The 26,696-nt window shown below is 52.9% G+C and carries 20 protein-coding genes, 3 tRNA genes and 1 pseudogene; 9 read left to right on the forward strand and 15 right to left on the reverse strand.

Translation table 11 applies throughout. The features are described 5' to 3' along the window. Positions 1–51: 51 nt before the first annotated feature. The 4 genes from ilvD to C5O23_RS07165 all read right to left on the reverse strand — a co-directional run bounded on the left by ilvD (position 52) and on the right by C5O23_RS07165 (position 2,552). Positions 52–1,884, reverse strand: coding sequence for a dihydroxy-acid dehydratase (gene ilvD / locus C5O23_RS07150; RefSeq protein ID WP_107032263.1), 1,833 nt, complete (start codon positions 1,882–1,884; stop codon positions 52–54). 188 nt (positions 1,885–2,072) lie between these two features. Next, a tRNA-Glu gene (locus C5O23_RS07155) sits at positions 2,073–2,144 on the reverse strand. Positions 2,145–2,194: 50 nt separating this feature from the next. Then, positions 2,195–2,449 (reverse strand): 30S ribosomal protein S20, encoded by a 255-nt coding sequence (rpsT, locus tag C5O23_RS07160; RefSeq protein WP_107032264.1) that lies wholly within the window; start codon positions 2,447–2,449, stop codon positions 2,195–2,197. A gap of 31 nt (positions 2,450–2,480) precedes the next feature. Continuing rightward, positions 2,481–2,552: transfer RNA gene (locus C5O23_RS07165), tRNA-Glu, on the reverse strand. Between the two features lie 190 nt (positions 2,553–2,742). Here C5O23_RS07165 and recO point away from each other — a divergent pair. Continuing rightward, positions 2,743–3,462: a DNA repair protein RecO gene (gene recO / locus C5O23_RS07170; RefSeq protein ID WP_107032265.1), complete on the forward strand. Its 720-nt coding sequence runs from the start codon at positions 2,743–2,745 to the stop codon at positions 3,460–3,462. Between the two features lie 226 nt (positions 3,463–3,688). On the opposite strand, the gene C5O23_RS14290 is transcribed toward recO, so the two are convergent. Then, the gene (locus tag C5O23_RS14290) at positions 3,689–3,838 is read right to left on the reverse strand and encodes a hypothetical protein (RefSeq protein WP_160630560.1); all 150 of its coding nucleotides are present in this window, start codon (positions 3,836–3,838) and stop codon (positions 3,689–3,691) included. A gap of 186 nt (positions 3,839–4,024) precedes the next feature. Between C5O23_RS14290 and C5O23_RS07175 the strand changes: the two genes are divergently transcribed. From C5O23_RS07175 to C5O23_RS07200, 6 genes are all read left to right on the forward strand, one after another. Continuing rightward, positions 4,025–4,097: transfer RNA gene (locus C5O23_RS07175), tRNA-Pro, on the forward strand. Positions 4,098–4,256: 159 nt separating this feature from the next. After that, positions 4,257–4,862 carry a YceD family protein gene (locus C5O23_RS07180; RefSeq protein WP_123611126.1) on the forward strand — a complete coding sequence of 202 codons (606 nt, stop codon included), beginning with the start codon at positions 4,257–4,259 and terminating at the stop codon, positions 4,860–4,862. A gap of 71 nt (positions 4,863–4,933) precedes the next feature. Next, positions 4,934–5,119, forward strand: coding sequence for a 50S ribosomal protein L32 (gene rpmF, locus C5O23_RS07185; RefSeq protein WP_107032267.1), 186 nt, complete (start codon positions 4,934–4,936; stop codon positions 5,117–5,119). A gap of 129 nt (positions 5,120–5,248) precedes the next feature. Then, positions 5,249–6,232, forward strand: a complete 984-nt coding sequence (locus tag C5O23_RS07190) for a beta-ketoacyl-ACP synthase III (protein ID WP_107032268.1) — start codon at positions 5,249–5,251, stop codon at positions 6,230–6,232. A 119-nt stretch (positions 6,233–6,351) separates the two neighbouring features. Further along, complete coding sequence (gene era / locus C5O23_RS07195; RefSeq protein ID WP_107032269.1) at positions 6,352–7,236, forward strand: GTPase Era; 885 nt, start codon at positions 6,352–6,354, stop codon at positions 7,234–7,236. A 315-nt stretch (positions 7,237–7,551) separates the two neighbouring features. Further along, positions 7,552–8,835: an L-cysteine desulfidase family protein gene (locus C5O23_RS07200; protein ID WP_107032270.1), complete on the forward strand. Its 1,284-nt coding sequence runs from the start codon at positions 7,552–7,554 to the stop codon at positions 8,833–8,835. A gap of 199 nt (positions 8,836–9,034) precedes the next feature. Here the strand turns inward: C5O23_RS07200 and glgP are convergent, their stop codons facing one another. The 3 genes from glgP to C5O23_RS07215 all read right to left on the reverse strand — a co-directional run bounded on the left by glgP (position 9,035) and on the right by C5O23_RS07215 (position 14,524). After that, positions 9,035–11,593 carry an alpha-glucan family phosphorylase gene (gene glgP / locus C5O23_RS07205; protein WP_107032271.1) on the reverse strand — a complete coding sequence of 853 codons (2,559 nt, stop codon included), beginning with the start codon at positions 11,591–11,593 and terminating at the stop codon, positions 9,035–9,037. A gap of 38 nt (positions 11,594–11,631) precedes the next feature. Then, positions 11,632–13,359 carry a glycosyltransferase gene (locus C5O23_RS07210; protein ID WP_107032272.1) on the reverse strand — a complete coding sequence of 576 codons (1,728 nt, stop codon included), beginning with the start codon at positions 13,357–13,359 and terminating at the stop codon, positions 11,632–11,634. A 319-nt stretch (positions 13,360–13,678) separates the two neighbouring features. Continuing rightward, positions 13,679–14,524: an alpha/beta hydrolase gene (locus C5O23_RS07215; RefSeq protein ID WP_107032273.1), complete on the reverse strand. Its 846-nt coding sequence runs from the start codon at positions 14,522–14,524 to the stop codon at positions 13,679–13,681. Positions 14,525–14,965: 441 nt separating this feature from the next. Between C5O23_RS07215 and C5O23_RS07220 the strand changes: the two genes are divergently transcribed. Continuing rightward, positions 14,966–16,405: a glycoside hydrolase family 28 protein gene (locus C5O23_RS07220; RefSeq protein WP_107032317.1), complete on the forward strand. Its 1,440-nt coding sequence runs from the start codon at positions 14,966–14,968 to the stop codon at positions 16,403–16,405. 409 nt (positions 16,406–16,814) lie between these two features. Here C5O23_RS07220 and C5O23_RS07225 read toward each other — a convergent pair. From C5O23_RS07225 to C5O23_RS07255, 7 genes and pseudogenes are all read right to left on the reverse strand, one after another. Then, positions 16,815–17,117, reverse strand: a pseudogene (locus C5O23_RS07225) (alpha-L-arabinofuranosidase C-terminal domain-containing protein); the annotation flags it as partial. A 215-nt stretch (positions 17,118–17,332) separates the two neighbouring features. Then, on the reverse strand, positions 17,333–18,601 hold the full coding sequence (locus C5O23_RS07230; RefSeq protein WP_107032274.1) for a SusE domain-containing protein: 1,269 nt from the start codon (positions 18,599–18,601) through the stop codon (positions 17,333–17,335). A gap of 21 nt (positions 18,602–18,622) precedes the next feature. Further along, complete coding sequence (locus tag C5O23_RS07235; protein WP_107032275.1) at positions 18,623–20,167, reverse strand: RagB/SusD family nutrient uptake outer membrane protein; 1,545 nt, start codon at positions 20,165–20,167, stop codon at positions 18,623–18,625. Positions 20,168–20,199: 32 nt separating this feature from the next. After that, positions 20,200–23,253, reverse strand: coding sequence for a SusC/RagA family TonB-linked outer membrane protein (locus C5O23_RS07240; protein ID WP_240597729.1), 3,054 nt, complete (start codon positions 23,251–23,253; stop codon positions 20,200–20,202). A 452-nt stretch (positions 23,254–23,705) separates the two neighbouring features. Beyond that, complete coding sequence (locus C5O23_RS07245; RefSeq protein WP_161553570.1) at positions 23,706–24,431, reverse strand: YgjP-like metallopeptidase domain-containing protein; 726 nt, start codon at positions 24,429–24,431, stop codon at positions 23,706–23,708. Positions 24,432–24,489: 58 nt separating this feature from the next. Continuing rightward, positions 24,490–25,377 (reverse strand): NAD kinase, encoded by an 888-nt coding sequence (locus C5O23_RS07250; RefSeq protein ID WP_107032278.1) that lies wholly within the window; start codon positions 25,375–25,377, stop codon positions 24,490–24,492. A gap of 36 nt (positions 25,378–25,413) precedes the next feature. Continuing rightward, entirely contained in the window at positions 25,414–25,803 is a 390-nt protein-coding gene (locus C5O23_RS07255; protein WP_107032279.1) for a hypothetical protein, read from the reverse strand. A 132-nt stretch (positions 25,804–25,935) separates the two neighbouring features. On the opposite strand from C5O23_RS07255, the gene C5O23_RS07260 reads away from it, so the two are divergent. Then, positions 25,936–26,652, forward strand: coding sequence for a pyridoxine 5'-phosphate synthase (locus C5O23_RS07260; protein WP_107032280.1), 717 nt, complete (start codon positions 25,936–25,938; stop codon positions 26,650–26,652). Positions 26,653–26,696: the final 44 nt, after the last annotated feature.

A 26,696-nucleotide genomic window follows, 5' to 3' on the forward strand; every position in this document is an offset into this window, starting at 1 on the left:
GCGTGTGTTGTGTATGTGGCAGAGAAGAGTGTTATGAGGGGGCTGTGCGGATCAGTCTTCGATGTGGCGCACACCGCCTTTGTCGGCTGATGTCACCATAGAGGCATAGGCGCGGAGCGCAAGCGAGATTTTTCGGTCGCGGTCACGGGCGGTGAATGCTTTGTTGCCGTGGGCTTCCTCTTCCTTGCGGCGGTCAGCGAGCTCGCTGTCGGAGAGGCGTACATTGATGCTGCGGGCCGGGATGTCGATCTCGATTATGTCTCCGTCACGGACGAGTCCGATGTTGCCGCCGTTGGCAGCTTCCGGCGAGATGTGGCCGATCGAGAGGCCGGATGTGCCGCCTGAGAATCGTCCGTCAGTGATGAGCGCGCACTCTTTTCCGAGATGCTTGCTCTTGATATACGAGGTGGGATAGAGCATTTCCTGCATTCCGGGTCCTCCTTTGGGGCCTTCGAAGGTGATGACTACCACATCGCCGCTCTTGACCTGGTCGCGGAGTATGCCGTCGACTGCGGCTTCCTGCGAGGTAAACACTTTGGCGGGGCCGCTGAAACGGAAGATGCTTGGGTCTACGCCGGCGGTCTTTACCACGCAGCCGTCCTGGGCGATGTTGCCTTTGAGCACTGCGAGGCCTCCGTCTTTTACATAGGCATGATCCATGTCGCGGATGCAGCCGTTGGTCCGGTCTGTGTCGAGTTCGCTGTAGTAGCTCATCTGTTTGCCGAGTTCGGTGGTGCGCTTCATGCCGGGGGCGCTTTTCCAGAGTTCATCGGCCTGAGCATCGAAGTTTTTGCCTCCGATAGCGTAGCGGTCCATTGCTTCAGCAAGGGTCATGCCGTCGACACGTTTCACTTCGGGGTCTACGAGTCCGGCATCGGCGAGAATCTTCATGATCGAGAGGATGCCTCCGGCGCGGTTCACGTCCTGGATGTGGTAGTGGGAGTTGGGTGCCACTTTGCAGAGCACCGGGGTCTTGCGCGAGAGCGCGTCGATGTCATCCATCGTGAAGTCGGCGCCTGCTTCATGGGCCACGGCGAGCAGATGGAGCACTGTGTTTGTCGAGCCGCCCATCGCTATGTCGAGGGTCATGGCGTTGAGCATGGCCTGGCGTATGGCTATATTGCGTGGGAGCACACCGGTGTCGCCGTCGCGGTAGTAGGCATATGTGTTGCGCACTATCATCTCGGCCGCTTTCTTGAACAGTTGCAGGCGGTTGATGTGAGTGGCCACTACGGTTCCGTTGCCGGGGAGGGCGAGGCCGATTGCTTCGTTGAGAGAGTTCATGGAGTTGGCGGTGAACATTCCGGAGCATGATCCGCATGTTGGACAGCCTTTGCGCTCAAGTTCGGTCACGGCCTCGTCGCCTACGGTAGAGTCGGCGGCATCGATCATGATGTCGATGAGGTCCACTGCACGACCGTTGACATCGCCTGCTTCCATCGGACCGCCTGACACGAAGATGGCGGGGATGTTGAGGCGCATGGCTGCCATGAGCATTCCGGGGGTCACCTTGTCGCAGTTCGATATGCAGACCATTGCATCGGCCTTGTGGGCGTTGACCATGTATTCGATGGAGTCGGCGATCATGTCGCGCGAGGGGAGGGAATAGAGCATCCCGTCGTGGCCCATAGCGATTCCGTCGTCAATGGCGATGGTGTTGAACTCTGCCGCGAAGCATCCGAGCTTTTCGATTTCCGCTTTGACTGTCTGGCCGATATCGTGGAGATGTGTGTGGCCGGGCACGAACTGTGTGAACGAATTGACTATGGCTATGATCGGTTTGCCGAACTGCTCTTCCTTCATGCCGTTGGCGCGCCAGAGTGCGCGGGCTCCAGCCATTCGGCGTCCTTCTGTGCTTGTCGCGCTATTTAATGGGAAACTCATCGAACCTTGTTGATAATTTATTGAACTTAGCCACAAAAATACGATAATATGTTGTAAAACACAAAAAATGAGTGCTTATTTTCTGTTTAATGTGGCTATTTCCCGACAAAATGCCATTAAAACGGCTCTAAAGGGTATAAAAAAGTAAGATCATCAACGTCTATGTCGATGATCTTACTGAGATCAAGTAGCCCATAGGAGAATCGAACTCCTCTTTCAAGAATGAAAATCTTGCGTCCTAACCGATAGACGAATGGGCCCTTTCTTAACCAAGATAGCTTGTCAGAATGGTCAAGCCTGCTGTCACCTCTTAGCCGAGCTTGGCGATGTGGTGAGCGAGCTTGCTCTTGAGGTTGGCAGCTTTGTTCTTAGAGATAGACTGCTTTGAAGCAAGGCGGTCGAGCATGGCGCCTACTTTGCGGAATGCTGATTCTGCTTCTGCTTTGTCGGTCAGTTTGCGAAGGCTGCGGACGGCGTTGCGGGCAGTCTTGGCATAGTAACGGTTGCGAAGTCTACGTGATTCGGTCTGACGAATTCTCTTGATTGACGATTTATGATTTGCCATCGGTTAATTTTATTTTCCTGATTAAGTTTAGTAGCCCATAGGAGAATCGAACTCCTCTTTCAAGAATGAAAATCTTGCGTCCTAGCCGATAGACGAATGGGCCTTCCCAAAAGCGATTGCAAAGTTAAGAAGCATTTTCGGAACTTGCAAATATTTTAAGAAATTTTTAGTATTTATTCGCGTTTTTCCTTAATTTTGCATTGAAAATGGCCCGGAACGGACTTTTTGAGGCCATCCGGAGTGAGCCGGCTGGCTTTTACCACCTTATTAATATATAATATAGAACCGAGGAAGTGAATCTACATTTCATAGCTCTGAAAGCGACAAAACACAGCGACTCCCAGATAATTCTCACGGCTTACAGCCGCGAGCTTGGGCGTGTGGCCTTTGCGTTGCCGGCCGGGACGGGCAAGAGTGCGGCGCGCATGCGGGCGCTGACAATGCCGCTCTCGCTGGTGGAATGTGCGAGTGATCCGCGACCGGGGCGAGAGATTCTTCCGATGCGGCAGGTGGTACAGTCGATTCCCTTGGTCGAACTGCATTCCGATCCTTTCAAGCAGATGATAGCCATGTTTGTGGCCGAGGTGCTTGCCGCTGTTCTCCAGAGCGGCGGAGCGGATGAAGGGATGTATGAATTCCTTGAGGCTGCGGTCAGGATTCTCGATGGCGCCGACTCGCGCCAGACCGCCAACTTCCATATCTGTTTTCTTTATAATCTCGGTAGGCGGCTCGGCATTGAACCTGATGTCTCGACCTACACGCAGGGCAGTCTGTTTGACATGGAAGACGGCACATGGCGCATGACGGCCCCGCTCCATCGCCGCTATCTCGGAGAGGAAGCTTCGCTCCTGGCCTGGCGTCTTTCGCGGATGACCTTCGCCAATATGCACCGCTTCCGTTTCAACCGCATGGAGCGAAACGCTATTCTTGACGGTATTCTTGAATATTTTTCAATACACTATGTGTCGATGCGCCGTCTGCATTCACTCGATATTCTGCGCTCACTGCTTTGAGTCTCCACTCTTCAAGGGCCTTGCGGTGGGTACGGTGGGTGAGGTAGCGGTTGAGGAGCATCCCGGTGGTTGAAACGAGTACCACGAGTATCATTATCCCAATCCATAAAATGAGTGAGCGGTCGTCGATCGGAGCCATAGTCGGAGGTGTGTTTTAAAGGTTTCAGACATGTTTGTTTTCTTACAACACACTTACCCCTCCGAGTGTTTGACCGTCCCAGGATTCTCATGGCTTTCCGTGGCGCCAGGCGCGTATCACCCGACGCCATCCTGCGGCAGAGCTGTGGATCTCGGCGCCCAGACGTATGACATTGTCAAAGATCATATCGTCTGCGCCGATGAAACCTGAATCTGTGATGGTGTTGGCTGAGGTCATGTCTGAGAGACTCGTGCAGTGGTTTGCAGGCTGTTATTAGCCTTTGACGGTATGCAAAATTAGCGAAAAAAATCCGAAGGGGCACAAAAATATGCAGTCCGTTGAAAATTTTTTTGGTGGATATTTGGAAAATGCTTACCTTTGTGGTCGCAAAAAGATGCCACGTTACACGCATTTTTAATTGTTCGGGGTGTAGCACAGTTGGCAGCGCGCCACGTTCGGGACGTGGAGGTCGGAAGTTCGAGTCTTCTCACCCCGACAAAATTGCTTCATACAAGGTTGCCGCCCTGCAGAGCAGCAACCTTGTATGGCGTAAAACAACCGCCTGTTGCAGGGAAATGCAAGGTTTTGGAAGTCATTGTTTTGATTTCTGAAACTTTTTGCCTACCTTTGCACAGTTTTTTCAATCAATACAGTCGTGGGAAAATTTTCAGAATTCCGCCTTCCGTTGAAAACCATACCTGAGGGAGTTCAAGAGTTTGAATATCACTTGGGCAAGCAGTTTTTTGTCAACATGGAAAGCGCTGACATACACGATGCCGACCTGCAGGTAAAGCTGACAGTCACCCACAAGCATGACATCTATGATCTTGCTTTCAAAGTGACAGGCACCGTCACCCTGATCTGCGACCGCTGTCTTGACGACCTGATCCAGCCCATCGAGGCCGACTATGAGATAGCCGTCAAGTATGGCGACGACTATTCGGAGACCGATGAACTCCTCATCATCCCCGAAAGCGACAACTGGCTCAACGTGTCGTATATGATCTTCGACACAGCCTCGCTCGCCATCCCGGTCAAGCACGTGCACCCGCTCGGCAAATGCAACCGCGCCATGAGCGCGCTGCTGCGCAAACACCGGGCAACGAAGATCGACGATGAAGACGCCGAACTCACAGACCAGCTCATGGACGAGATGGACTCGATGGATTCAGCTCCCGATTCGCCTGCCGACGAGCCGCAGCAAACCGACTCACGCTGGGACGCCCTCAAAAAACTGAGCACCGACAGCGCGGAAGACTAAAACAGCAACATAAACAGAAAAACGAGATATTTTCACATTTCATCAGCAAAACAAAAAATAATAAATAAATCATGGCACATCCTAAACGCAAGCAATCAAAGACCCGCACAGCTAAACGCCGTACTCACGACAAGGCTGTAGTTCCCACCCTGGCCCTCTGCCCCAACTGCGGCTCATGGCACCTCTATCATACCGTATGCGGTGAGTGTGGCTACTACCGCGGACGCATCGCCATCGAAAAGACCGCCGCTGTCTAAACGGAAAGGTAACAGAAATCTCGCACGGGATCGCTGACGCGGCCCGTGCGCAGACTTTTGTATCCCTACAGATTCAGACTCCCCAGCCTCGCTCCTCATCCTCAATTCCTATTAAAAAGAAATTTTGTTATGCTTAACGCTCGCATCGCCGGACTCGCGTCCTATGCCCCTGAAGATATCCTCGACAACGAAATGTTGTCGAAGATGGTCGACACCAACGATGAGTGGATCACTACCCGTGTCGGCATAAAGGAACGTCGAATCCTCCGTGAGCCCGGAAAAGGCTCCTCATATCTCGGCATCAAAGCTGTTGAGAAACTCCTCGAATCAACCGGTACAAAGCCTGAAGAAGTAGACCTTCTCATCTGTGCCACCTCAAACCCTGACTATCGTTTCCCCTCCACAGGTTCTATCATAGCTCATCAGCTCGGAATGAAAAACGCATATTCCTATGACCTCCAGGCAGCCTGCGCAGGCTTCCTCGTGGCATTGGAAGACGGCTCTGCCTACATCCGTTCCGGTCTGCGCAAAAAAGTGGTTGTAGTAGCCGCTGAAAAAATGTCGTCAATGACAAACTATCAGGACCGCGCCACCTGCCCCCTCTTCGGCGACGGTGCAGGCGCCATGCTCCTCGAACCCACTGAAGAAAACGTAGGCATTATCGACGGCGTGTTCCACGTCGACGGTGAAGGCCTCGAACACCTCTGGATGCCCGCCGGAGGCTCTGTGCTCCCCGCTTCTCACGAAACAGTCGACGCACAGCAGCACTTCGTCATCCAGGATGGCCGCAACGTCTACAAGAACGCTGTCACCGATATGCTCGACTCTTCTCTTGAAGTGATGGGCCGCAACGATCTGACTGTCGACAACATCGACTGGTTTGTCTCTCACCAGGCCAACCTCCGCATCATCGAGGCCGTAGGCTCGCGTCTCGGCATCGACAATGACAAGGTGCTTGTCAACATCGAGAAATACGGCAACACATCGGCTGCTTCAATCCCCCTCTGCCTTGACGAGCACAAGGCCAAGCTCAAGAAAGGCGACCGCCTGATTCTCACCGCCTTCGGCGCAGGCTTCACTTGGGGCGCAATGTATATCATCTGGGATCTCTGATCAGGCATCAGCCCGACAGATGAAACTTTTTAATAAAATAGCATCTTTTAAGGTGCTATTTTTGTTTATATTTGCAGCAGGTGATATTGCCTTATACAAACTAAACAACAGAGAAATATATGGAACATAAAGCCGGATTTGTCAATATAGTCGGCAACCCGAATGTAGGAAAGTCAACCCTGATGAACGACCTCGTCGGCGAGCGCATCAGTATCATAACCTCAAAGGCACAGACCACCCGTCACCGCATCATGGGTATCGTCAACACACCTGACTACCAGATAGTATTTTCCGACACCCCCGGAGTGCTTCAGCCGAAATACAAACTGCAGGAAAGCATGCTCAACTTCAGCGAAGGCGCTCTGGTTGACGCTGACGTGCTTGTCTACGTGACCGACGTGGTCGAGGACCCGTCTAAAAATGCCGACTTCCTCGCCAAGGTGGCCAAAGAAAAGATACCTGTGCTTCTGGTCATCAACAAGATCGACCTTGTGAAAGCCCAGACCGAACTTGAGGAACTCACCCAGCGCTGGCAGCAGATTCTTCCGCAGGCTGAAATCTTCCCCGTCTCGGCGAAGGAACACTTCAACGTCGACAATCTTCTGAAGCGCATCGTAGAACTGCTCCCCGTCTCCGCTCCTTACTTCGGAAAAGACGCGCTCACTGACAAACCGGCCCGATTCTTTGTCACCGAGATCATCCGCGAGAAAATCCTCACACTTTATGACAAGGAGATCCCTTACTCGGTGGAAGTCATCGTGGAGAAATTCGAGGAAAAGGAAAACTCAATCCACATCATGGCTGTGATCTACGTAGAACGTGACAGCCAGAAGGGCATCATCATCGGCCATCAGGGGAGCAAGATCAAAAAAGTTGGGATGGAAGCCCGCAAGGACATAGAAAAGTTCTTTGACAAGAGCGTGTTCCTTGAACTCTTTGTGAAAGTCGAACCCAACTGGCGTAACCGCGAGAACAAGCTCCGTTCGTTCGGCTATATGGAATAATCCGCAGCTCCACGTTGGGAGAGTCTATGGCATCTGCCGTACATCCTTTCAGTGGCTGCTTCAGCATTGATTCCAATGGCGCGAAGTCTGATTTAGGCTTCGCGCCATTGGCGTATAAGGCCCCGCAGGGCGTAAAATTGGATGTAAATTTACAGATAAGGAAAATATTATGCGCCTGATTGCTTGTAGATGCAGCCCAAATACAGTAACTTTGCTCCTGTTGAACGCAACATTTCGAGGCTGATTGGAATCCTGTTTTATTCCAGGCCGCATTAACCCATTAAATTCTGCTACCTAATTCAAGAAAAACAGTGTATGGTAAACAAGTCTGAAAGAGAGAAAATCATAGCTCTCATCAATCGCGAAGTCGTGCCGGCCATCGGGTGTACCGAGCCGGTAGCAGTGGCTTTGTGTGTGGCCAAGGCCACTGAGATCCTCGGCGCAGTCCCCGCGAAGATCGAAGTGGCCCTGAGTGGCAACATGCTTAAAAATGCAATGGGAGTCGGCATCCCCGGAACAGGAATGATAGGTCTGCCGATAGCTATGGCACTTGGTGCCTTGGTCGGCAAATCATCCTATGGGCTTGAAGTGCTCCGTGATGTCAATGACGAGGCCGTGAAGCGTGGCTGCAAGTTCATTGACGAAGGCCGCATTTCCATCAGCCATGCTGCAGACGCGCCATCGAATCTTCACATAGATGTGGTGGTGCGGGCTGAAAACGGTGACAGCGCACGTGCAGTGATCTCATGCGAGCACACTCACTTTATTCTGCTTCAGCGAAACGGCGAGACAAGCTTTGAAGAAAGCGCTGCCGGCACTGCCGCTGAAACTGCAGAGGATATCGCGCTTGACCTTGCCACAGTCTATGAATTTGCCACAGAGACTCCGCTTGACGAAATCTCCTTCATTCTTGAAGCCAAAAAACTGAACCTGGCAGCCGCGCAGACCGCACTTTCGGGTGACTACGGTCATTCGCTGGGTGCCACAATAAAAAAATCAGGACTGAAATATTACGGCGACACCCCCGTCGCACACATGATATCCTACACCTCTGCGGCTTGCGATGCCCGCATGGGAGGTGCCCCCGTGGCTGTTATGTCGAACTCCGGAAGCGGCAATCAGGGCATCACGGCTACAATGCCCGTGGTGAGCTTCGCCGCTGACATGGAAGCAAGCGAGGAGCAGACCATCCGCGCACTCGTGCTCAGCCATCTCACCAGCATCTACATCAAGCAGAGCCTTGGCCGCCTCTCGGCCCTCTGCGGTTGTGTCGTGGCTTCGACCGGAGCCTCGGCTGCTATAGTCTATCTGATGGGCGGAGGCTTTGCCGAAGTCTGTGCCGCAGTCAAGAACATGGTGGCCAACCTCACAGGCATGATCTGCGACGGCGCCAAACCATCATGCGCACTGAAAATCTCATCGGGAGTCTCTACCGCCATGATGTCGGCTATGCTTGCCATGAACGGCAAGTGTGTGACATCCACCGAAGGCATTATCAGCGACGATGTTGATGCCACGATTCATAATCTGACATCAATCGGACGCGAGGCCATGACAGAGACCGACCGTCTGGTGTTGCAGATCATGACTTCTAAGTAAGACGCTATATCTATTCTCATACTTATCTAAATGGTCCCTGCTTCAGCGTGGTGTTGAGGCAGGGACACCTTTTTACGGCAAAATCAGCGCCTTTGCGGCAAGTCAGCGCCCGGCGCTGCGTTATAGACATAAAGCAAGACATCCGGCCTCCATGACGGAAGCCGGATGTCTTTCAGATATGAGATGCGGAATCGTCTGATCAGATCCAGCGCACGAATGCGAAGTCCTGACGGTGGGGCAGGAGGGCGTTCGAGGGATACAGACGGTATGAGTAGCGGAACACGCCCGGATCGCGGAGCTTGTCTTCAAGCTGGAAAGTAACGGTGTTTCCTTCCTTGGCCACGACCTTGAAGGGGATAGTGTCAACGCGGTGTTCCTGATTGTCATGCACCTTGTCCACTACAAGTTCAAGGCCGAGATCGTCGGCGAGACCGTTGGCTTCGATCTTGACAGTGGTGACAAACTTCTGACCGCTGTGGTTGTTGTGGTTGAGATCTTCGTTTGTGCTGACTTCAAGAACCTGGATTCCATCCCATGCGGCAGCTACTTTTTCCTTCCATGCGGCAAGCTCTTTGGCAAGTTTGTCGCCGTCGGCTGAAAGTTTTTCGAAGCGCTTCGATTCAGGGAGATAGAAGCGGTCGATGTAGTCTTCGATCATGCGCTGCATGGTGTACTGCGGAGCGATGTGACCGATCGAACGCTTGATATACTGAATCCATTCGGGAGAGTAGCCCTTGGAGTTCTTGGCGAAATAGAGAGGTATGATCTCGTTTTCGAGCATCGAGTAGATGGTTGCGGCATCAAGCTTGTCCTGCTGTCCCTGGTCAGTGTAGGTGCGCTTGTCAGTGAGAGCCCAGCCGGCCTTTTCGTCAAGACGGTAGCCTTCATACCACCAGCCGTCGAGCACTGAGAAGTTGAGCACACCGTTCATTTCGGCCTTTTCGCCTGATGTGCCCGATGCTTCGAGCGGACGGGTCGGAGTGTTGAGCCAGATGTCGACACCGGTGACAAGACGCTTCGCAACTACCATGTTGTAGTCTTCAAGGAAGATGATCTTGCCCTGGAACTGCGGCATGCGTGAGATCTCGATGATGCGCTTGATCAGGCCCTGGCCTGCTCCGTCGGCGGGGTGAGCCTTGCCTGAGAAGATGAACTGCACGGGGAACTGCTCGTTGTTGACGATGCGGGCCAGACGGTCGAGGTCAGTGAAGAGAAGGTGAGCGCGCTTGTAGGTGGCAAAGCGGCGGGCGAAGCCGATGATGAGCGCGTTGGGGTTGATCTTTTCAAGGATCTTGATGACAGCCGAGGGATCTCCCTGGTTGGCGAGCCATTTGGCCTTGAAGTCACGCTTCACGAAGTTGATGAACTTGTTTTTCATCGTGGTGCGCATTTCCCAGATCTCTTCGTCTTTGGCCTTGAAGATGCCTTCCCATGCTTTGGGATCGCTCTGGTGATCGAATACCTGCTCGCCGAGCTTTTCGGTGTAGAAAGCCTTCCATTCGCTTGCGGCCCAGGTGGGCATGTGCACACCGTTGGTGACGTAGCCAACATGGCTTTCTTCCCATGAATAGCCTTTCCATACGCCGGCAAACATTTTCTTTGACACCTCGCCGTGGAGCCAGCTTACGCCGTTGGCTTCCTGGCAGGTGTTGAGAGCGAAGACGCTCATTGAGAAGCGGTCCTGGCTGTCGGGGTTCTCGCGGCCCATGTTCATGAGGTCCTGCCAGCTGATGCCCAGACGTGCGGGGAATTCGTTGAGATATTTGTGGGCGAGGCCTTCGTCGAAATAGTCGTGGCCGGCGGGCACCGGAGTGTGTACGGTATAGAGGCTTGACGAGCGGACAAGCTCAAGAGAGGTGTTGAAGTCAAGACCGCTTTCCACGTAGTCAACGAGACGCTGGAGGTTGAGCAGAGCTGCGTGGCCTTCGTTTGCGTGGTAGATAGTGTTGCTGATGCCGAGTTTCTTGAGCGCGAGCACACCGCCGATACCGAGGAGATATTCCTGCTTGATGCGGTTTTCCCAGTCACCGCCATAGAGCTGGTGGGTGATTGAGCGATCATATTCGCTGTTCATGTCGAAGTCGGTGTCAAGCAGATAGAGCTTCATGCGGCCCACGTTCACGCGCCAGATGTGGCTGTAGATGATGCGGCCGGGATAGGGGACCTCGAGGATGAGCGGATGGCCGTTTTCATCGGTCACCTGTTCGATTGGGAGCTGGTTGAAGTTCTGGGGCTCATAGTTGGCTATCTGCTGGCCGTCTACGCTCAGTGACTGGGTGAAATAGCCGTAGCGGTAGAGGAAACCGATTGCGGTCATGTCTACGCAGCTGTCAGAAGCTTCCTTGATATAGTCGCCGGCAAGTACGCCAAGACCGCCGGAGTAGATTTTGAGGCAGTTGCAGAGGCCGTATTCCATAGAGAAGTAGGAAACGGAGGGAATGTCCTTGCGCATCGGTTTGGCCATATAGCTGTTGAACATGGCGAACACGTTCTTGATGCGGTCCATCATGTCAGCATCGTTCATGACTTCTTCCAGACGCTCGGAAGAGAGCTGCTGAAGGAGCATGACGGGATTTTCACCGGTTGCGCGCCACAGGTCGGGATCAAGATCGCGGAAGAGATTCTTGGCCGCGCTGTTCCAGACCCACCAGAGGTTGCGGGAGAGTGTTTCAAGGGGTTTCAATGCCTCAGGAAGTACGGACTTCACAGTGATGTCTCGCCATACGGGGGCATTAGTTTTGCTTACAGGCAGTTTCATATTTTTAGAAAATTGGTTTTTTGTTTTTGCCAGGTCTGTCAGTCGGCATCTGAAAGCTTACGACGTGAAGCTTTTTCGATGGCCTGCTGATAGGCTGTGTCGTAATAGCGTATAAATTTCGACCAGGCCGCTTCAGATGCAGTGTTCATTGCGGCCTTGTGGATTTTCTTAGTTTCTTTTTCGCCGGCTTCTGTCAGATATTCAAGAGAGTGGGCTATGTTTTCGACTACGGAGCGATAGTTCGAGTCGCCGCGGCCTATGACATTGACGCCGCATTCGTCGAAATAGTTTTCGAAACTTTCAAGAACCCACTGGCCGAAGCCTGAAAGAGAGGTTGTCACAGTCGGTACTCCGAAAGCCACACTTTCAAGCGGGGTGTAGCCCCAGGGTTCATAATATGAGGGGAATACAGTGGCATCAGCGCCGGGCAGGAGGTCGTAATAGCTCATGTTGAATATGCCGTCGGTGCCGTTGAGATAGCAGGGGACGTAGATGACTTCGACACGCGGATCGATCTCTGTGAATCCCAGCTGGTGCATGCGGCAGTTGACTGCGTCTGATTCCGGATTGTTGAGCCAGTGGGTGATCACCGGGTCATTGAGCGGGGCTTCATCGTTGACCAGCGGAGCTTTTTCAAGAGTTCCGAGTCTTTCGGCGAGGTCCGCGCGGGCTTCTTTGGGCCATGCGGGCACCATTACGAATGCTATGATATTGCGGGCAGGCTTGCAGCGCTTCAGTTCGTCGCAGACGTCAAGGAAGAGGTCGAGACCTTTGTTGCGGTATTCGCAACGGCCGCTGGTGATGACTATAAATGAGTTCGGGTCAATCTTTTTGCCGGTAAGGGCCGAAGCTACAGACAGCATTTTGTCGCGGGCAGCTTTGCTGGCAGCCGGCAGTTTAGCGGCAGCCGGCACGAAGTTCTTTTCAAAACCGTTGGGAGTGACCACGTCAGGACGGCGTTCAAGCAACTGCTCGCATTCTCTGGCAGTGATCTCGCTTACGGTAGTGAACGAGTCTGCGGCATGGGCCGCTGCCTTTTCGAGCGAATGTTTGGCCTCCATGTTCAGCTCGCGGGCCATCTGGTCGCCGTTATAGCCGTCAAGATAGTCGTAGAGAGGCTTGTTGTTGCCGCAGATGCTGCGACCGATGCTTGTGGCGTGGGTTGTGAAAACGGTGCCGACCTTCGGAAGTTTCCAGCGCACATACAGAAGCCCCATGCCGGTGGTCCATTCGTCGAAATGGGCCACTATGCGGGTCTGTTTCTTGCGTCCGCGCTTTCCGGCGGGCTGTACCGGCTGGCCGAAGCCTGATTTTATTATAGATTCGATGACTACTCCGGATGCATGGGCGAAAGCGCAGCCTTCGTCATAATCGCCATAGGCATGAAGCGAATCGACGCCGAAGCGCTTCCACATTTCGCCGTAAAATTCGTCTTTTACGGCATACATGCCATCGAATTTTACAAGTACAGCGATCGGTCGTCCGGGAATTTCCCAACGGCCTACTCTTACGCTCACTCCTTCAGGAAGTTTGGCGTTGAGTGCCCAGTCGGAAAGTCCGGTGATTTTGCATTCTGAAAACCAGGGAGAAGGTGTGTCCGTGGTCCATACGTCAGGACCGATGAAGATGGTTTTGTCTTTGAATTGTTTCTGAAGAGTCTTGGCCTTCGTGGACAAGACGGTGTAGATGCCGCCAATCTTGTTGCATACCTCCCAGCTAACTTCGAAGAGGAGATCGACCTGTGGTATGGCAGGTGTTTTGTCCATTCTTAAAAATTACTATGTTGTTTTTCGTTTCAGGCTGCAAAGGTAAGCATTTTTTTCTAAATATCTGCAAGATAGACTAAAAATGGCATAGATTTTGTATTGTGGGCATTGAAAGCACGTTTGAAAGCATGTTCAAGCACATTCAGCTGTACGTTCAGCAAGCTGTTTTTGTAGACTGGTCCTATTGGCTCCCCTGTTCCTAATCTTCAGTCACCATGCTACAGTATGGTTCCATCAGATTATGAATAGGTTAGCTCAAAAATACATCCACTCCGGCTTCACATTTGTTATTAAACAACCTCTAATACTCACGAGTAGATCACTGCCGGTTCGGGTCAAGACATATCTCGGAGTAAAGCCAATCAGATGCAAGTGAGGCTGCTTGGGCTGTGTTGCCTGTAAAGCTGTGGTCTTCGCCGTCAATGAGCCGGATAGAGGCGTTTTCAAGGTCGTGACGGAATCGCTCTCCATATGTGTATGGCACTATCCGGTCGGCTTTACCGTGTATGATGAACGTAGGGCCGGTGTAGCGGCTTGCAATCTCATAAATGGGTAGTTCGCGGGCGGCTACAATGTAGTCGCGGCCAAGTTTCAGTCCATTTGGCATTGTTATGTATTCCGGAACATTCCACGGATCATATATGGCTCCCATAGTGTTTCCGCGCAGTGCGTCATCGCGCAATACGGCAGCAGGGGCCATCAGCACAAGTGACCTGATTTCTATGTCGCCAAGTTCTCCGGCGGTCATTGCCGCCACTACTCCGCCTTGAGAGTGTCCGAGCAATGAGATGTTTTTTGCAAAATTCTGAGTCCGGACCCATTTTATCACCGTTTTTGCGTCTTCGATTTCATTTGGCACGGTCATATTCCGGAATTCGCCGTCGCTTTTGCCGTGGCCGTTGAAATCAAATCTGACTACCCCGATGCCTTTTGCCACAAGGTCGGATGAGATGTCATCAAACAATTCTCCGTCCATGCAGCCCATAAAACCATGACAAAGTATGACTATCGGCAATTTTTGGGCTGTCTCTATCTGTGGCAGTTGCAGATGTGTGGCGAGACGCCCTACAGAGCCCTGAATGTAGAAAACGGAATCGGTCTGTGCCGACAGGCCGAGACAACATAAGACTGTGGTTATGATTAATATAATGTGCTTCATCTTCATTGTCAGATGTTTTTATTCAGTTGCAGGCGATATTCTTTAGAAGTACCGCGGAAGTGTTTTTGAAGCAGGAGATGCTTCGTGAATTTTTATGACTGAGATCTGTTTTCGGCAAAGATAACAATAATCAGCCATTCTGACAAAGATGACAAGATTTGCATAGTGAAAACAACTCAATAACAATAACGGTCAGATTATGAACAGATATATCACATCTCTGATAATTGCATTTTCGTCATTGACAGCAATCAATGCCCAGAACATCAATATTACCAATATCCCAAGTTTGACCGGGAGTTTGACAGCTGGATTTTTTTCTAAATATCTGCAAGATAGACTAAAAAAGACACAGATTTTGTATTGTGGGCATTTCTGAGTACCTTTGCGGGGAAAATCACATTTCAGTCTGCTAAATTTTTTAATTTACAAATAATGTATATAACCATGAAGAAAACTTTGATGGCGCTGGCATTGGCGCTGGCATTTGTCGGCATGCCTGCAGAAGCGCAGAAAAAGGGCAAGACCCCTGACGAAGCGGCCAAGGCATGGGCCGAACTGTATCCCGAAATAGAGAAATCGATCAAGGCTCCTACTTTCCGTGAGAAAGATTATCCTCTTTTCAAATATGGCAAGAAGTCAAAGACCCAGGGCTATCTCTACACTCAGCTTATTAACAAGGTGATAGACCGCTGTTCGCGTGAAGGCGGTGGCCGAGTGGTGATTCCTGCCGGAACCTGGCTTACAGGCCCTATCACTCTCAAGAGCAATGTCAACCTCCATCTTGAAGAGGGTGCCACTCTGCTGTTCACTCCCGATCTGAAGGAGTATCCTCTGGTGCGCACTCGCTGGGAGGGCATGGACTGCTACAATTATCAGCCTATGATCTATGCCTACGAGCAGGAAAACATTGCTATCACAGGCAAGGGCACAATCGACGGCGGTGCCGAGATCGAGAACTGGTGGCGCATGTGTGGCGCGAAGAGCTACGGCTGGGAAGACGGCAAAGGCATCATCTCGCAGCGCATCGGACGTCCGCTTCTCATGGAGTGGAACGAAAAGGGTGTGCCTGTGGAGGAACGCCGCATGGGTGACGGTTACGGCATGCGTGTGCAGCTCGTCAATCCGGTCAAGTGCAAGAATGTGCTGATCGAGGATGTCACTCTGCTTCGCTCTCCGTTCTGGGTGATCCATCCGCTGCTGTGTGAGAACCTTACGGTGCGTGGCGTGCATATTCAGAATGATGGCCCCAACGGTGACGGCTGTGACCCTGAGTCATGCAAGAACGTGCTGATCGAACGCTGCTATTTCGACACCGGCGATGACTGCATCGCTATCAAGAGCGGGCGTAACCGCGACGGCCGTACTGCAAACATTCCGTCAGAAAATATCATTGTGCGCAACTGCAAGATGAAAAACGGCCACGGCGGTGTGGTTGTTGGCAGCGAGATCTCAGGCGGTTTCCGCAACCTTTTTGTGGAAGACTGCGAGATGGATAGCCCTGAACTTGACCGCGTGATCCGCATCAAGACCAATAACTGCCGCGGCGGTGTGATCGAGAACATCTATGTGCGCAACGTGGAAGTGGGCCAGTGTAAGGAAGCTGTGCTGAAGATCAACCTTGTCTACGAACAGCGCGAAATCTGTCAGCGTGACTTCAACCCGACCGTGCGCAATGTCTTCCTTGACAACGTGAACTGCCGCAAGAGCAAATACGGTGTGCGCATCGACGGTTTCGATGATATCTGCAATGTCTACAATGTAGAGGTCAAGAACTCTGTGTTCGAAGGTGTGACCGACGGAGCTTTCATGCTCAACGGCCAGACTGCCAATGTGCGTTTCTCAAACCTCAAAATCAACAGTGGAGTGCTCAAGCCTCTGAAGTAAACTGTTGACGCATCAATAAGAGGTTGCTTTTTTAACAGCCTCAAAATATAAAACAGCCTCTAAAAATTCCGGACCGGATTTCCAATGATGGAAATCCGGTCCGGTGTCATTTCTGAGTGCCGGGGTTTATCCGGCTATGGGGATGCGGCAGACGGCGAATGTCTTGGCCGGAAGAGTTAAAGTGGCGGTGTTTCCGCTTGCCGGAAGAATGGATTCCACTGGGATAATGCGGTCTGGATTCTCCAGAGTGTTGTCGCAGTCAAGGTCCGGAGTGCCGTCGGAGCGGAGGGGGGCGGAGAGGGTGATGATACGTCCGTCGGCCAGAGAGCGGCCTTTTTTCAGTTTCTGAAAATTCAGGGTGATATCCTTCGGGCTGTCAGAGGTGTTGGCAATCTTTACAATGTAGCGTCAGCCCTGTAGCCTTGTCTTTGTGAGGAGCGGCGGAAAGTCTGACGTAGTGTGGATTGCGGTCAAAGGGTCCGTCGTCAAGCAGGGCGACTGCTCCGAAACTTTCCCAGCCCATAAGGTTCTGAGGAAATTCGAAAGAGCGGTTTTTGACCATTTCGGCGTAGAGGCCGCCGTCAGCGGCATAGTTGATGTCTTCGAAGAAGAGTCCGTACATTGTCGGTTGTATTTCGGCTCCCGGACGGTCGGTGCGGATGATGAATTCTTCGGCTTGTATTGGCAGACCGGATACGATGGCGGTGAGCATTGAGCATACGGTGGTCCTGAATCTGAGTTTCATGGTGCTGGGGAATGATGTTTTGTGGGTTAGTTTCAGGCAAAGATCCGAAAAATTCAAAAATATGGCCACCCGGCCTGTTCCCTGAATCGGGAATCAGGCCGGGTGGCGCTGAGATTGAAATAAGGGTGCGTTGTCAGTGGGTGTGGCCGGTGGCCACTTAGGGGCCGTTTTTTAACGTTCTGTTATTCTTCCGGAACGGAGACTGTCATTGTGCCCTCAACCGTGTCAAGGACAAAGGTCAGTTTGCCGCCTTTCCAGTTGAATGTCCAGCAGCCTTCGCCTTCCACATACTGGATGGCAGAGCCGAGAGTCATGCTGACATTGGCGTTTCCGGCAGCTGCTGCATAAGGGGTGGCACCCCAGCCGGTGAGTCCCGGATAGATGCGGAAGTAGACCTCACTTTCAGGGATATCGAAAGTAGCTTTGTAGATGCCTGTGCCACCTCTGTCGACAAGACGCCATGCTTCAAGGGCTTTTTCATTCGTGGCTGACGGTTCGGCCCAGTTGCTGGGGGTTCCGATCAGATAGACATATGTCTCTTTGAGATACTCGCCTTTCTTTGCATAAACCTTAGGGTTCTCTTTGTCTGTAATGTCGATGGTAAAGGTTACATAGCCACCTTCCCAAGCGGCGTCAGTCATGAAGCATCCCTGGGTATAGGCAACTTCAAGAGAGGTTTCCTCATCGGTAAACTCAATCAGTTCGTTGCCACCGGATGGAGTGCCGAGGCAGACACCATCCCAGCCTGTGAGTTCGGTGTAGAAACGGAAGTACTGTTCGCCGGCAGGGACATTGAGCGAGCCGATATAGATATTTGTGCCTACGCCGGTTTCTTCGATGCTCCATTTTTCATAGGTTGTAGCATTGGCATTGTCCGGTGTAGCCCAATCGGTGTTGGTACCTACAAGATAGCAATAGCCGGGAACCTGCGGGAAGGGATTGTAGGGAGTCACGGAGGGGAGAACCACATTGTTTGACACGCAGTTGCTCGATGCGATCGATGGAATGCGGGCATTCGCGCGTACAGTCACTTTCTGCGGCTGAACGTCAGCATCTTCAAATTCATTGAAAGTATTGATGCCGAGAAGCTGGCAGATGGCGGTTGTCACGTCCTTGTCATCAAGTTCGATTGCAGTCTTGGTGGGCTGCTTGGGGGTGAGTGTGATGTAGTTGGCCTCTGTGCCGGTTTCCTCGTTGGCTTCGATGAATTCGTCGGCGAGGGTGAGGTCTACAGAGTAGGTGGTAACAACTGGGATTCCGTAGTCAGGAGCCACGGCTGTAAGTTCTACAACCTGACCGGGGGCGAGGACAATGTTGTCGTCTTCTGCCGGAGCTGATATGCTGAATACCTTTTCGGCGGGTGCTACGTAGACCGGCTCCTTGTCAGCCTCACAAGAAGTGAGGGAGGCAGCGGCTACTGCAAGTGATGCTAAAATATATAACTTTTTCATTGATAGAATCGTATTATGAGATTAGTAGCCGGGGTTCTGTCCGAGGGTTGAGATGAACTGTGTGGGGATGCAATAGCGGTTGCGGTAGGCCTGGGTGTTGGAGCCGTCGGGAGTGCCGCCTTTCCATGACCATACGTAGTCAGAGCCGGCGAATTTGCCGAAGCGGATGAGGTCGGAACGGCGATGGCCTTCCCAGTAGAGCTCACACATACGTTCCTTAAGGATGTTTTCGGCAGTGAGTGAGCTGACATCACCCAGATTGGCGCGACGGCGAACGCGGTTCATCATTTCAAGACCGTTGCAGCCGGTGGCGTTGTGGAGTTCGCATTCGGCAAGCATGAGATATACGTCGGCCAGACGGAAGAGGGGATAGTCGGTGGGGTTGAACACGGTGTTGCAGTAGGGCTCATCCTGGGCTTCGTTCTTGTAGTCGGTTTCAGGGGTGTAGACATACTTGACGCACATGTAGCCCTGATTCTGGTCGCCGAGGTCTTTGATTTCGGCAGTGTAGTCGCCCTCGTACATCAGACAGCGGTCGTCACCGTCGGCAAATGCCTTGGCGAGTTCTTCGCGCACACGCGGTCCGGCCCATCCTGACACCGACACGCCGAGAGTCTTGAGCAGATCGGAGTCGCCACGGTAGCTGCCTCCTGAGAGGTAGGTGGTGCCGCCGTAGGTTGTGAGGCTGGTTGCATCCTGAGGAATGCCCCATATGATCTCGCCGTTGCCTACATATTTGTCATTAGTGGCACAGAAGAGATATTTGTAAGTAGGAGCGAGATTGTCGATTGTCTTGCGGATCTCGTTGCAGGCGTTGGCGCAGTCCTGCCAGCGGGCTTCGCCGGTGTAGACTTCAGCGTTGAGGTAGAGCTTGGCGAGCAGCATATAGCCGGCTTCGCGCGAGAGGCGTCCGTAGATCTGCTGAGAGGCGGGTACGAGGCTTGGGATGGCATCTTTGAGATCTTCCACCACGGCTTCAAAAAGCTCCTTGCTGTCATAGGTGGGAGGAGTGATGCCTACCTGTGAGTTTTCAGTAGACCAGGGGCCTCTTCCGAAGATGTCGATCATGTGGTAATATGAAAGGGCGCGGATTGTGCGGGCTTCCGCTCCGAGCACTTCGGCAGAGAGGTTGCCTGATTCGGGGAGCAGGCCTGCGTGTTTTTTGAGGTCGCGCAGGAACTGGTTGGAGATGGAGATCTGGTAGTTGAAACGCGAGAAGCATTCATAGAGCCAGTGGTTGTCAGTCGACCATGTAGAGTAAATGAGCTCGCTGAGACCTGCATCGCCCCAGTTCGAGCCGATGAGTGTTTCGTCGGTGCAGAGTTCCTGGAGGTTCCAGAGCTGGCGGGTGTAGACGCCGGCGCCGCCGTCGTCAACGGTGATGCCGCCTTCGAAAACCAGACCTCCGTAGACGCCGGCAAGTTCGTTGTAGAGATCGTCGGCGCTTGTGATCTCGGTTTTTGTTGTGGGGTTTTCCGGTTCTACATCAAGGTCGCCGACGCAGGCTGTGAAAGCAGGCGCAGAGAGGGCGATGGCACCGAAAAGTATATATTTTGAAAATGTCATGATGATTCTTCTTTATATGGGTGATGAACTGTTTAGAATGAAGCCACGATACCAAAAGAGAAGGTCACGGGGTGGGGGTAGACATTGTTGTCGATACCGGAGAAGATTTCCGGGTCAAGGCCTTTGTATTTGGTGATCACGAACGGGTTCTGGCATGCACCGTAGAGACGGAGGCGGAGATTGTTGTTGAGGAGATTGTCCCAGGTGTAGCCGAGAGTGATGTTGTCACAGCGGAGGAATGATGCGTTCTGCACAAAGTAGCTGCTGCAGGCGAGTTCGTTGGTTGTCTTTTCGAACAGATAAGAGGTGTTGTTGAGATTGGCGAGAGGCAGGGTGTTGTTGATCTCTTTCACGGAAGTGGTTGCCTGGGCGTCGTTGTAGACCCAGTTGCCGAGGCTTGAGCGGAGAGTGATGCCGAAGTCCCAGTTCTTGTAGTTGAAGGTGTTTGACCAGTTCATTGTTACTTTCGGGTCTCTGCTGTGGTAGAGGATCTTGTCAGAGGCGTTGATTTCGCCGTCGCCGTTCTGGTCAACGTAGACTCCTTCAAGGGGATTGCCGTCGGCGTCATAGACCTGTTCGTAGACGTAGAAGCTGAACGCGGGGTGGCCTACCTGGTGTTTCTGGATCTTGTTGCCTTTGCCGAGCGAGATGCCTGAATCATCGACCACGGTGTCGGCACCGTCGGCGAGACGGGTGATCTTGTTTTTGTTCCATGCCACGTTGAATGATGATGTCCAGCGGAAATCCTTGGTCACCACGGGGCGGGCTGTGATGTTGAATTCGATACCGGTGTTCTCAAGGTCGCCGAGGTTCATGTTGCCGGCGTTGGAGATGTTTGATCCGGCGGGATAGGGCGACTTGGTGAGAAGGTCTTTGGTCTTGCGCTTGTAGTAGTCGAGGCTACCGAGGATGCGGTTGTTGAGGAATGCGAAGTCAACGCCTGCGTTCCAAGTGTGGGTCTCTTCCCATTTGATCTCAGTGTTGTAGGCCGAGGGATAGAGAGGATAGGAGCCTGTTTCGGGGTTGCCTGTGATTGAGGGATAGACTGAGCCGCTGCCGGTCCACTGGTTGTAGACGGGGAGATAGGGGAAGTAGTCGTCACCGAGATCCTGCTGGCCGGTCACGCCGTAGCCTGCGCGGAGCTTGAGTTCGTTCATGTAGCCGCGGGCCGGTTCCATGAAGCTTTCTTCAAGAATCTTCCAGCCGAGGGCCACGGAGGGGAAGGTGCCCCAGCGGTGGTCTTTGGAGAAGCGTGAGGTTCCGTCCTGACGCACGGTGGCTGTCACGAGATATTTGTCGAGGAATGTGAAGTTGACACGACCGAAGAACGAAACGAGCTGATGCGGGTGTATGCTGATTTCGGTCGGGTTGGCCTGGTTGCCGAGGTATTTTTCGTTTTCAGGGTCTACAACCTCATATACGCGGCTGTATTTGCGGTATTTGTTGTGGAACTTCTGCCATGAGTAACCTGCGGTCACGTCGAGGGTCGAGCTGATGTCCTTGAAGTTGTGGTTGTAGTTGAGGTAGAAGTCAAGAAGCAGGTTGGTGCGGGTCTGGAATTCATAGGTGCGTGAAACGCCGCCGTCCTTGATTATGCGTGTTGAGCCGTCTTCACGCACTGAGTAGCCGTCGTTCCAGGCTTTAGGGGTGTTCACAAAGGGGTTGTTGTAGTTTTCACCGTGCTGATAGTCGTAGCCGAGGTTGAGGTTGGCGCGGAGGTCGGTGAGGAAGGGCATCCTGAAGTCGAGCTGGAGGTTGCCGACAGACTGATAGGCCTTGCCTTTTGAGATGGCGCCCTGGTTGTCGGCTATCGGGTTGAGCGGAGCATCGGTGGAGTTGATTGTCTCGCCTGCGTCATCGGGGCCTGCGAGCACACCGCCGTTGACAAATGAGGTCCAGTAGCCGAAGAGGGGAGATCCGTCAGGGTCCTTGATGGGCAGTGTGGGGTTCATGGCTGCTGCCGCACGGAGGGTGTTGGCGCCGTAGGTGTTGGTGATGTATGCGCCTTTGAGGTTGGCGTTGACAGAGAGAAGGTCGTTGAAGAACTTGGGAGTGAGGTTGATTGACGCTGACACGCGGTCCATGTCGGTGTTCTTGACTATACCGTTGTTGTCGGTGTAGGAAACGGCCACACGGTAAGGGAGCCATTTGGCAGTGCCGCCTACGCTGAGGCTGTAGTCAGAAGAGAATGTGGTGCGAGTGAGGGCTTTCTGCCAGTCGGTGTCATAGTCGCGGATCTGTCCGTACTGAGCTGATTCTACTCCGTACTCATCGGCTATGAAGTTGCTGAACTGGCTTGCGCTCATCATGTCGAGATATTTGCGTGTGGTGTTGACATAGCCGTTCATGGTGAAGTTGATCTGCGGCTTGCCTTTTGAGCCGGTCTTGGTGGTGATGATGATGACACCGTTTGAGGCGCGGCTACCGTAGATGGCTGTTGCCGATGCGTCTTTGAGGATGGTCATCGACTCCACGTTTTCAGGCGATACGAGTGCGAGGGGGTTGGATGAACCGGTGATGCCTTTGGTGTCCATAGGCACACCGTCGATTACAATGAGAGGTGCATTTGATGCTGCGAGCGAGGCTCCGCCGCGGATCTGGATGTTGCCGCCTTCGGAGGGGTTGCCTGAAGTGGTGACAACCACACCGGGAGATGCGCCTACCAGAAGGTCTTGGGCTGAAGTGGCGAGGCCGGCTTCGATTTCCGAGGGTTTGATTGTGGCAACCGATCCGGTGGCGTCACTTTTCTTGACAACACCGTAGCCGATAGCTACGACTTCGCCGAGGAGAACTGAGTTGTCAGCTAATGTGATGTTGATTTCAGTGCGTCCGTTGACGGGGACTTCCTGGGTTTCGTAGCCCACGTAAGATACCACGAGGGTGCCGTCTGAGGGGGCGCTGATGGTGAAAAGTCCGTCAAAGTCAGTGGCTGTTCCGAGGGTTTCGCCCTTGACCACTACACTTGCGCCGATCAGAGGCTCTCCCTCTTTGTCAACTACGGAACCTTTGACCGTAATTGTCTGCGCTAAAGCGGGGAAAGCGGCGCAGAGTACCATAAAGGCTACTAACCACGCTTTCCGAGTCATTTGAAAACAAATGTTCTTCATGCACGAATTGTTTTGAAAATTAAGTAATATGATAAATCTCTAAAATTTGTTCTACGGGGTGAGTTCCGGAAGTCAGGAAAGACGCCGTCTCGTTCGCGGGCTGATGCGGGGAGCGATAAAATAAGGGGGGATGGTGATGATTTAAGGCACACTTTTTAGGATTGTAGGTTTCTTTCAATGTGTGTGCACGTAAGATTTCAGTGCCCCGGCGCAGAAAAACGGGGTGCTTTCTAAAAAATTAAAATCAAAATCCTTATTTCAATATCTCTCTACATTTAAATCATTGCATCGGTGGTATTTCCTTTATGCAATGTCCCGGAAAGGGAGGTGAAAACCGACTGTCGGAATTCGGAGGCAAATATAAGTAAAAAAATTACCCCCCCCAATTTATTAACTAAAATTAACAGATTTTGTGTTGGCCTTCCTTAATTTCAGCGGTCAACAGGCCAGCTGAACGAGCGCAAACGTCTGAGCAATACGGTTTCACGGCCGTTGCAGTAACTGTCGCAGAGGCGGTGGAAGGCTGGAGTGTGGCCCGGTTCGGTCAGATGGGCGAGTTCGTGGCAGATGATGTAGTTGCGGAGTTCCGGATCAAGAAAGACGCAGAGGTATGACAGGCGGATGCGCCTTTGTGTAGGGAAACAGGTGCCGAGCGTGGATTTGCCGTGGGCTATTTCCCATTTGTCTACTCTCAGTCCGAAGCGCTCGGCCAGCCGACGGGCTTCAGGCAGAAGAATGTGGGGCGCGAGATGCCGTGCGGCTGTGTGCAGGCAGCGTGAGATGGCCTGCTGCAGCTCCGGCTCTTCGGGATTTCTGCCGTCAGGCAGGGTTATGATGAAGCGCAGATCTGATGCCGATGCACCTGCTGCAAGGTTTATGGCGGGGGTTGTCTGTCCGGGATTCCCGCGGGCTATGGTGGCGGTAAAGTTGTGGCAGTCGATTGTCTGTCCTACCGCATAGCGGGGCTTGGGACGGATCGCTTCAAAGTCTGCCTTGTGCTGCTCGATGGCTCTGACTATCTCATTTTCGGTGGCATAGGCCGGTATGTTGACACGTAGTCTGCCGTTGATCCAGCGTGCTGAGAGCTTGCCTGATCCGGTGCGCCTGATCACTTTGATTTCACCGAGGGTGGGGTGTGATATTCTGAAAGTTGCCAAGTCGGGCATGGTTACTGGGCTTGATGGACAAAATTGGCTTTCGGTCTTTCACTGCATTTCAATCGCGCTTTGAAATGCCCCAGAGGAGTTTGGTGCGCAGGGTGTCAATGAAATTGTGGTCAGGAGTGTGGATGATCTTCGTCACGAATGGCGCTCGGCGCAGACGGAGTTTCACGTCGATCGGCAGGATGAGCGACCGACCGTCGAGGGTGACGCGGTAGGTGTCGGTCCTTGACTCCACCTCTATATCTATAATGTGGCTGTCGGCCACCACAAGCGGGCGCATGGTCAGCGAGTGAGGGGCGATGGGTGAGAGCACCCAGCAGGGGGCGGTGGGCTGTACGATAGGCCCTCCGACTGACAGGTTGTAGGCCGTGGATCCGGTAGGGGTTGAAACTATGAGTCCGTCACCCTGATAAGATGCTACAGGCATGCCGTCGAGGCGGGTGTTGACGGTGATCATCGAGGCTGTGTCCTGGCGCAGGATGGCTATCTCGTTGAGTGCGAACCCCCAGCCTGAGACTCCGGCTTTCATGCCTTCGCCTATGCCTTTGCCTTCAAGCAGAGAGCGTGATTCGACGGTGTACTCGCCGGCGGCGAGTCTGCGGACCATTTCGGGACCTTCGGAAATAGAGTGCTCGGCAAGGAAACCGAGATGGCCGGTGTTGAAACCGAGTATCGGTATTTCTTTGGTGGCCACACGACGGGCGGTGCGCAGAAAAGTGCCGTCGCCTCCGATGCTCAGACAGAAGTCGGCAGAGAAATCGTCATTTTCAAAGACATCGTCGGCCGGAAGCGGGTTGCCGGTTGCCCGCGACATGGCTTCGAAGAAATGGCGGTCGATGCAGATGAAGGCGTTTTCATCTTCGAGAGCTTTCAGCAGAGCGAGGATGTGGGGGATATCTTCGGAACTTTGGCGGCGTTTGCCGAAAACGGCGACTTTCATAGGCTTGAAGTGTGGATGGGGAATGATGGTTGAATGTCAGATCTGGAGATAGCGCATCAGCTCGTCATAGCGGCTGCGCATAAGCGAGTCGTCGTCGGCATAGGCCGAGCCTTCAAGGCCTATGATTTCAAAACCATAGCGTTCGAGCGACCGTGCGGCGGCCTCAGGATCGCGGTGGCTGATGCGGAGCTCGGCCACTATGCGGCTGTCGCTGCGCTCGCTGTCGGCAGTGACGTTGAGATTAAGCAGATGTGCGTCGGCATCCTCGACCGCACGGGCTATTCTCGATGCGCTGTAGTCACCGCGGCGGCAGGTGAGCACCAAAGTGCTGCTCTCTTCCATTTTCGGGAAAAGCCGCTCAAGAGTGGCCTCTGCGCCTGCTGCAAAGGCGAGGTTTTGGACGGATGTGCTGTCTTTTCGGAGCAAAATATTTCTATTTTTTAGTTTTTCTGACTAATTTTGCGGGCAAAATCGGTCGGAATGAGCCACAAAATTACAAATAATCATCTATATAATGAACTGCCCGGACCGACAAAAAGATTACAGAGCTATTAAAAAATGACAAATCTCAGTGTAAATATCAACAAGATCGCCACTTTGCGCAATGCGCGCGGAGAGAATGTGCCCGATCTGCTGAAAGTGGCCGCCGACTGTGAAGCTTTCGGCGCCGACGGTATTACTGTGCATCCGCGCCCTGACGAGCGCCACATACGTCGTGAAGATGTCTACCGTCTGCGCCCGCTGGTGAAGACTGAGTTCAACATCGAGGGCTATCCTTCGCCGGAATTCATTGATCTGGTGCTGAAAGTGAAGCCGGAGCAGGTGACACTGGTGCCTGACGCTCCTGACGCTCTCACGTCAAGCGCCGGATGGAACGTAGGCGCCAATATGGACTTTCTGACATCGGTGGTCGACCGTCTGCGCGAGGCCGGAATCCGCTCGTCGATTTTCGTGGGTACCGAAACTGACAACATCCAGCTTGCAGCCCGCACAGGCGCTGACCGTGTGGAGCTCTACACCAAGCCTTATGCCGATCTCTATCCGAAAGATCCGGAGGCTGCGGTGGCTCCTTTTGTCGAGGCCGCCCAGGCTGCGTTTTCAGCCGGACTCGGTGTCAATGCCGGCCATGACCTGAGCCTTGTGAATCTTGAGTTTTTCCATCGTCACATCCCGCGGCTGAGCGAGGTCTCGATAGGCCATGCCCTGATCTGCGACGCTCTCTATCTTGGACTTGAAGAGACAATACGCCGCTACAAGGACTGCCTGAAAGGCTGACGCGGACTGTCACAGTTTTGGCCTGTCCCCACATTTTAAAAGTT

It is taken from the genome of Duncaniella muris, assembly GCF_003024805.1.
GTDB lineage: Bacteria > Bacteroidota > Bacteroidia > Bacteroidales > Muribaculaceae > Duncaniella > Duncaniella muris.

Coding starts and splice junctions, on each gene's coding strand:
- C5O23_RS07260 (WP_107032280.1), top strand. CDS start 25,936: ATGACAAATCTCAGTGTAAATATCAACAAGATCGCCACTTTGCGCAAT.
- C5O23_RS07210 (WP_107032272.1), bottom strand. CDS start 13,359: ATGGACAAAACACCTGCCATACCACAGGTCGATCTCCTCTTCGAAGTT.
- C5O23_RS07230 (WP_107032274.1), bottom strand. CDS start 18,601: ATGAAAAAGTTATATATTTTAGCATCACTTGCAGTAGCCGCTGCCTCC.
- glgP (WP_107032271.1), bottom strand. CDS start 11,593: ATGAAACTGCCTGTAAGCAAAACTAATGCCCCCGTATGGCGAGACATC.
- C5O23_RS07200 (WP_107032270.1), top strand. CDS start 7,552: ATGGTAAACAAGTCTGAAAGAGAGAAAATCATAGCTCTCATCAATCGC.
- C5O23_RS07250 (WP_107032278.1), bottom strand. CDS start 25,377: ATGAAAGTCGCCGTTTTCGGCAAACGCCGCCAAAGTTCCGAAGATATC.
- C5O23_RS14290 (WP_160630560.1), bottom strand. CDS start 3,838: ATGACCTCAGCCAACACCATCACAGATTCAGGTTTCATCGGCGCAGAC.
- C5O23_RS07215 (WP_107032273.1), bottom strand. CDS start 14,524: ATGAAGATGAAGCACATTATATTAATCATAACCACAGTCTTATGTTGT.
- C5O23_RS07220 (WP_107032317.1), top strand. CDS start 14,966: ATGAAGAAAACTTTGATGGCGCTGGCATTGGCGCTGGCATTTGTCGGC.
- C5O23_RS07235 (WP_107032275.1), bottom strand. CDS start 20,167: ATGACATTTTCAAAATATATACTTTTCGGTGCCATCGCCCTCTCTGCG.
- rpsT (WP_107032264.1), bottom strand. CDS start 2,449: ATGGCAAATCATAAATCGTCAATCAAGAGAATTCGTCAGACCGAATCA.
- ilvD (WP_107032263.1), bottom strand. CDS start 1,884: ATGAGTTTCCCATTAAATAGCGCGACAAGCACAGAAGGACGCCGAATG.
- rpmF (WP_107032267.1), top strand. CDS start 4,934: ATGGCACATCCTAAACGCAAGCAATCAAAGACCCGCACAGCTAAACGC.
- era (WP_107032269.1), top strand. CDS start 6,352: ATGGAACATAAAGCCGGATTTGTCAATATAGTCGGCAACCCGAATGTA.
- C5O23_RS07240 (WP_240597729.1), bottom strand. CDS start 23,253: ATGACTCGGAAAGCGTGGTTAGTAGCCTTTATGGTACTCTGCGCCGCT.
- C5O23_RS07190 (WP_107032268.1), top strand. CDS start 5,249: ATGCTTAACGCTCGCATCGCCGGACTCGCGTCCTATGCCCCTGAAGAT.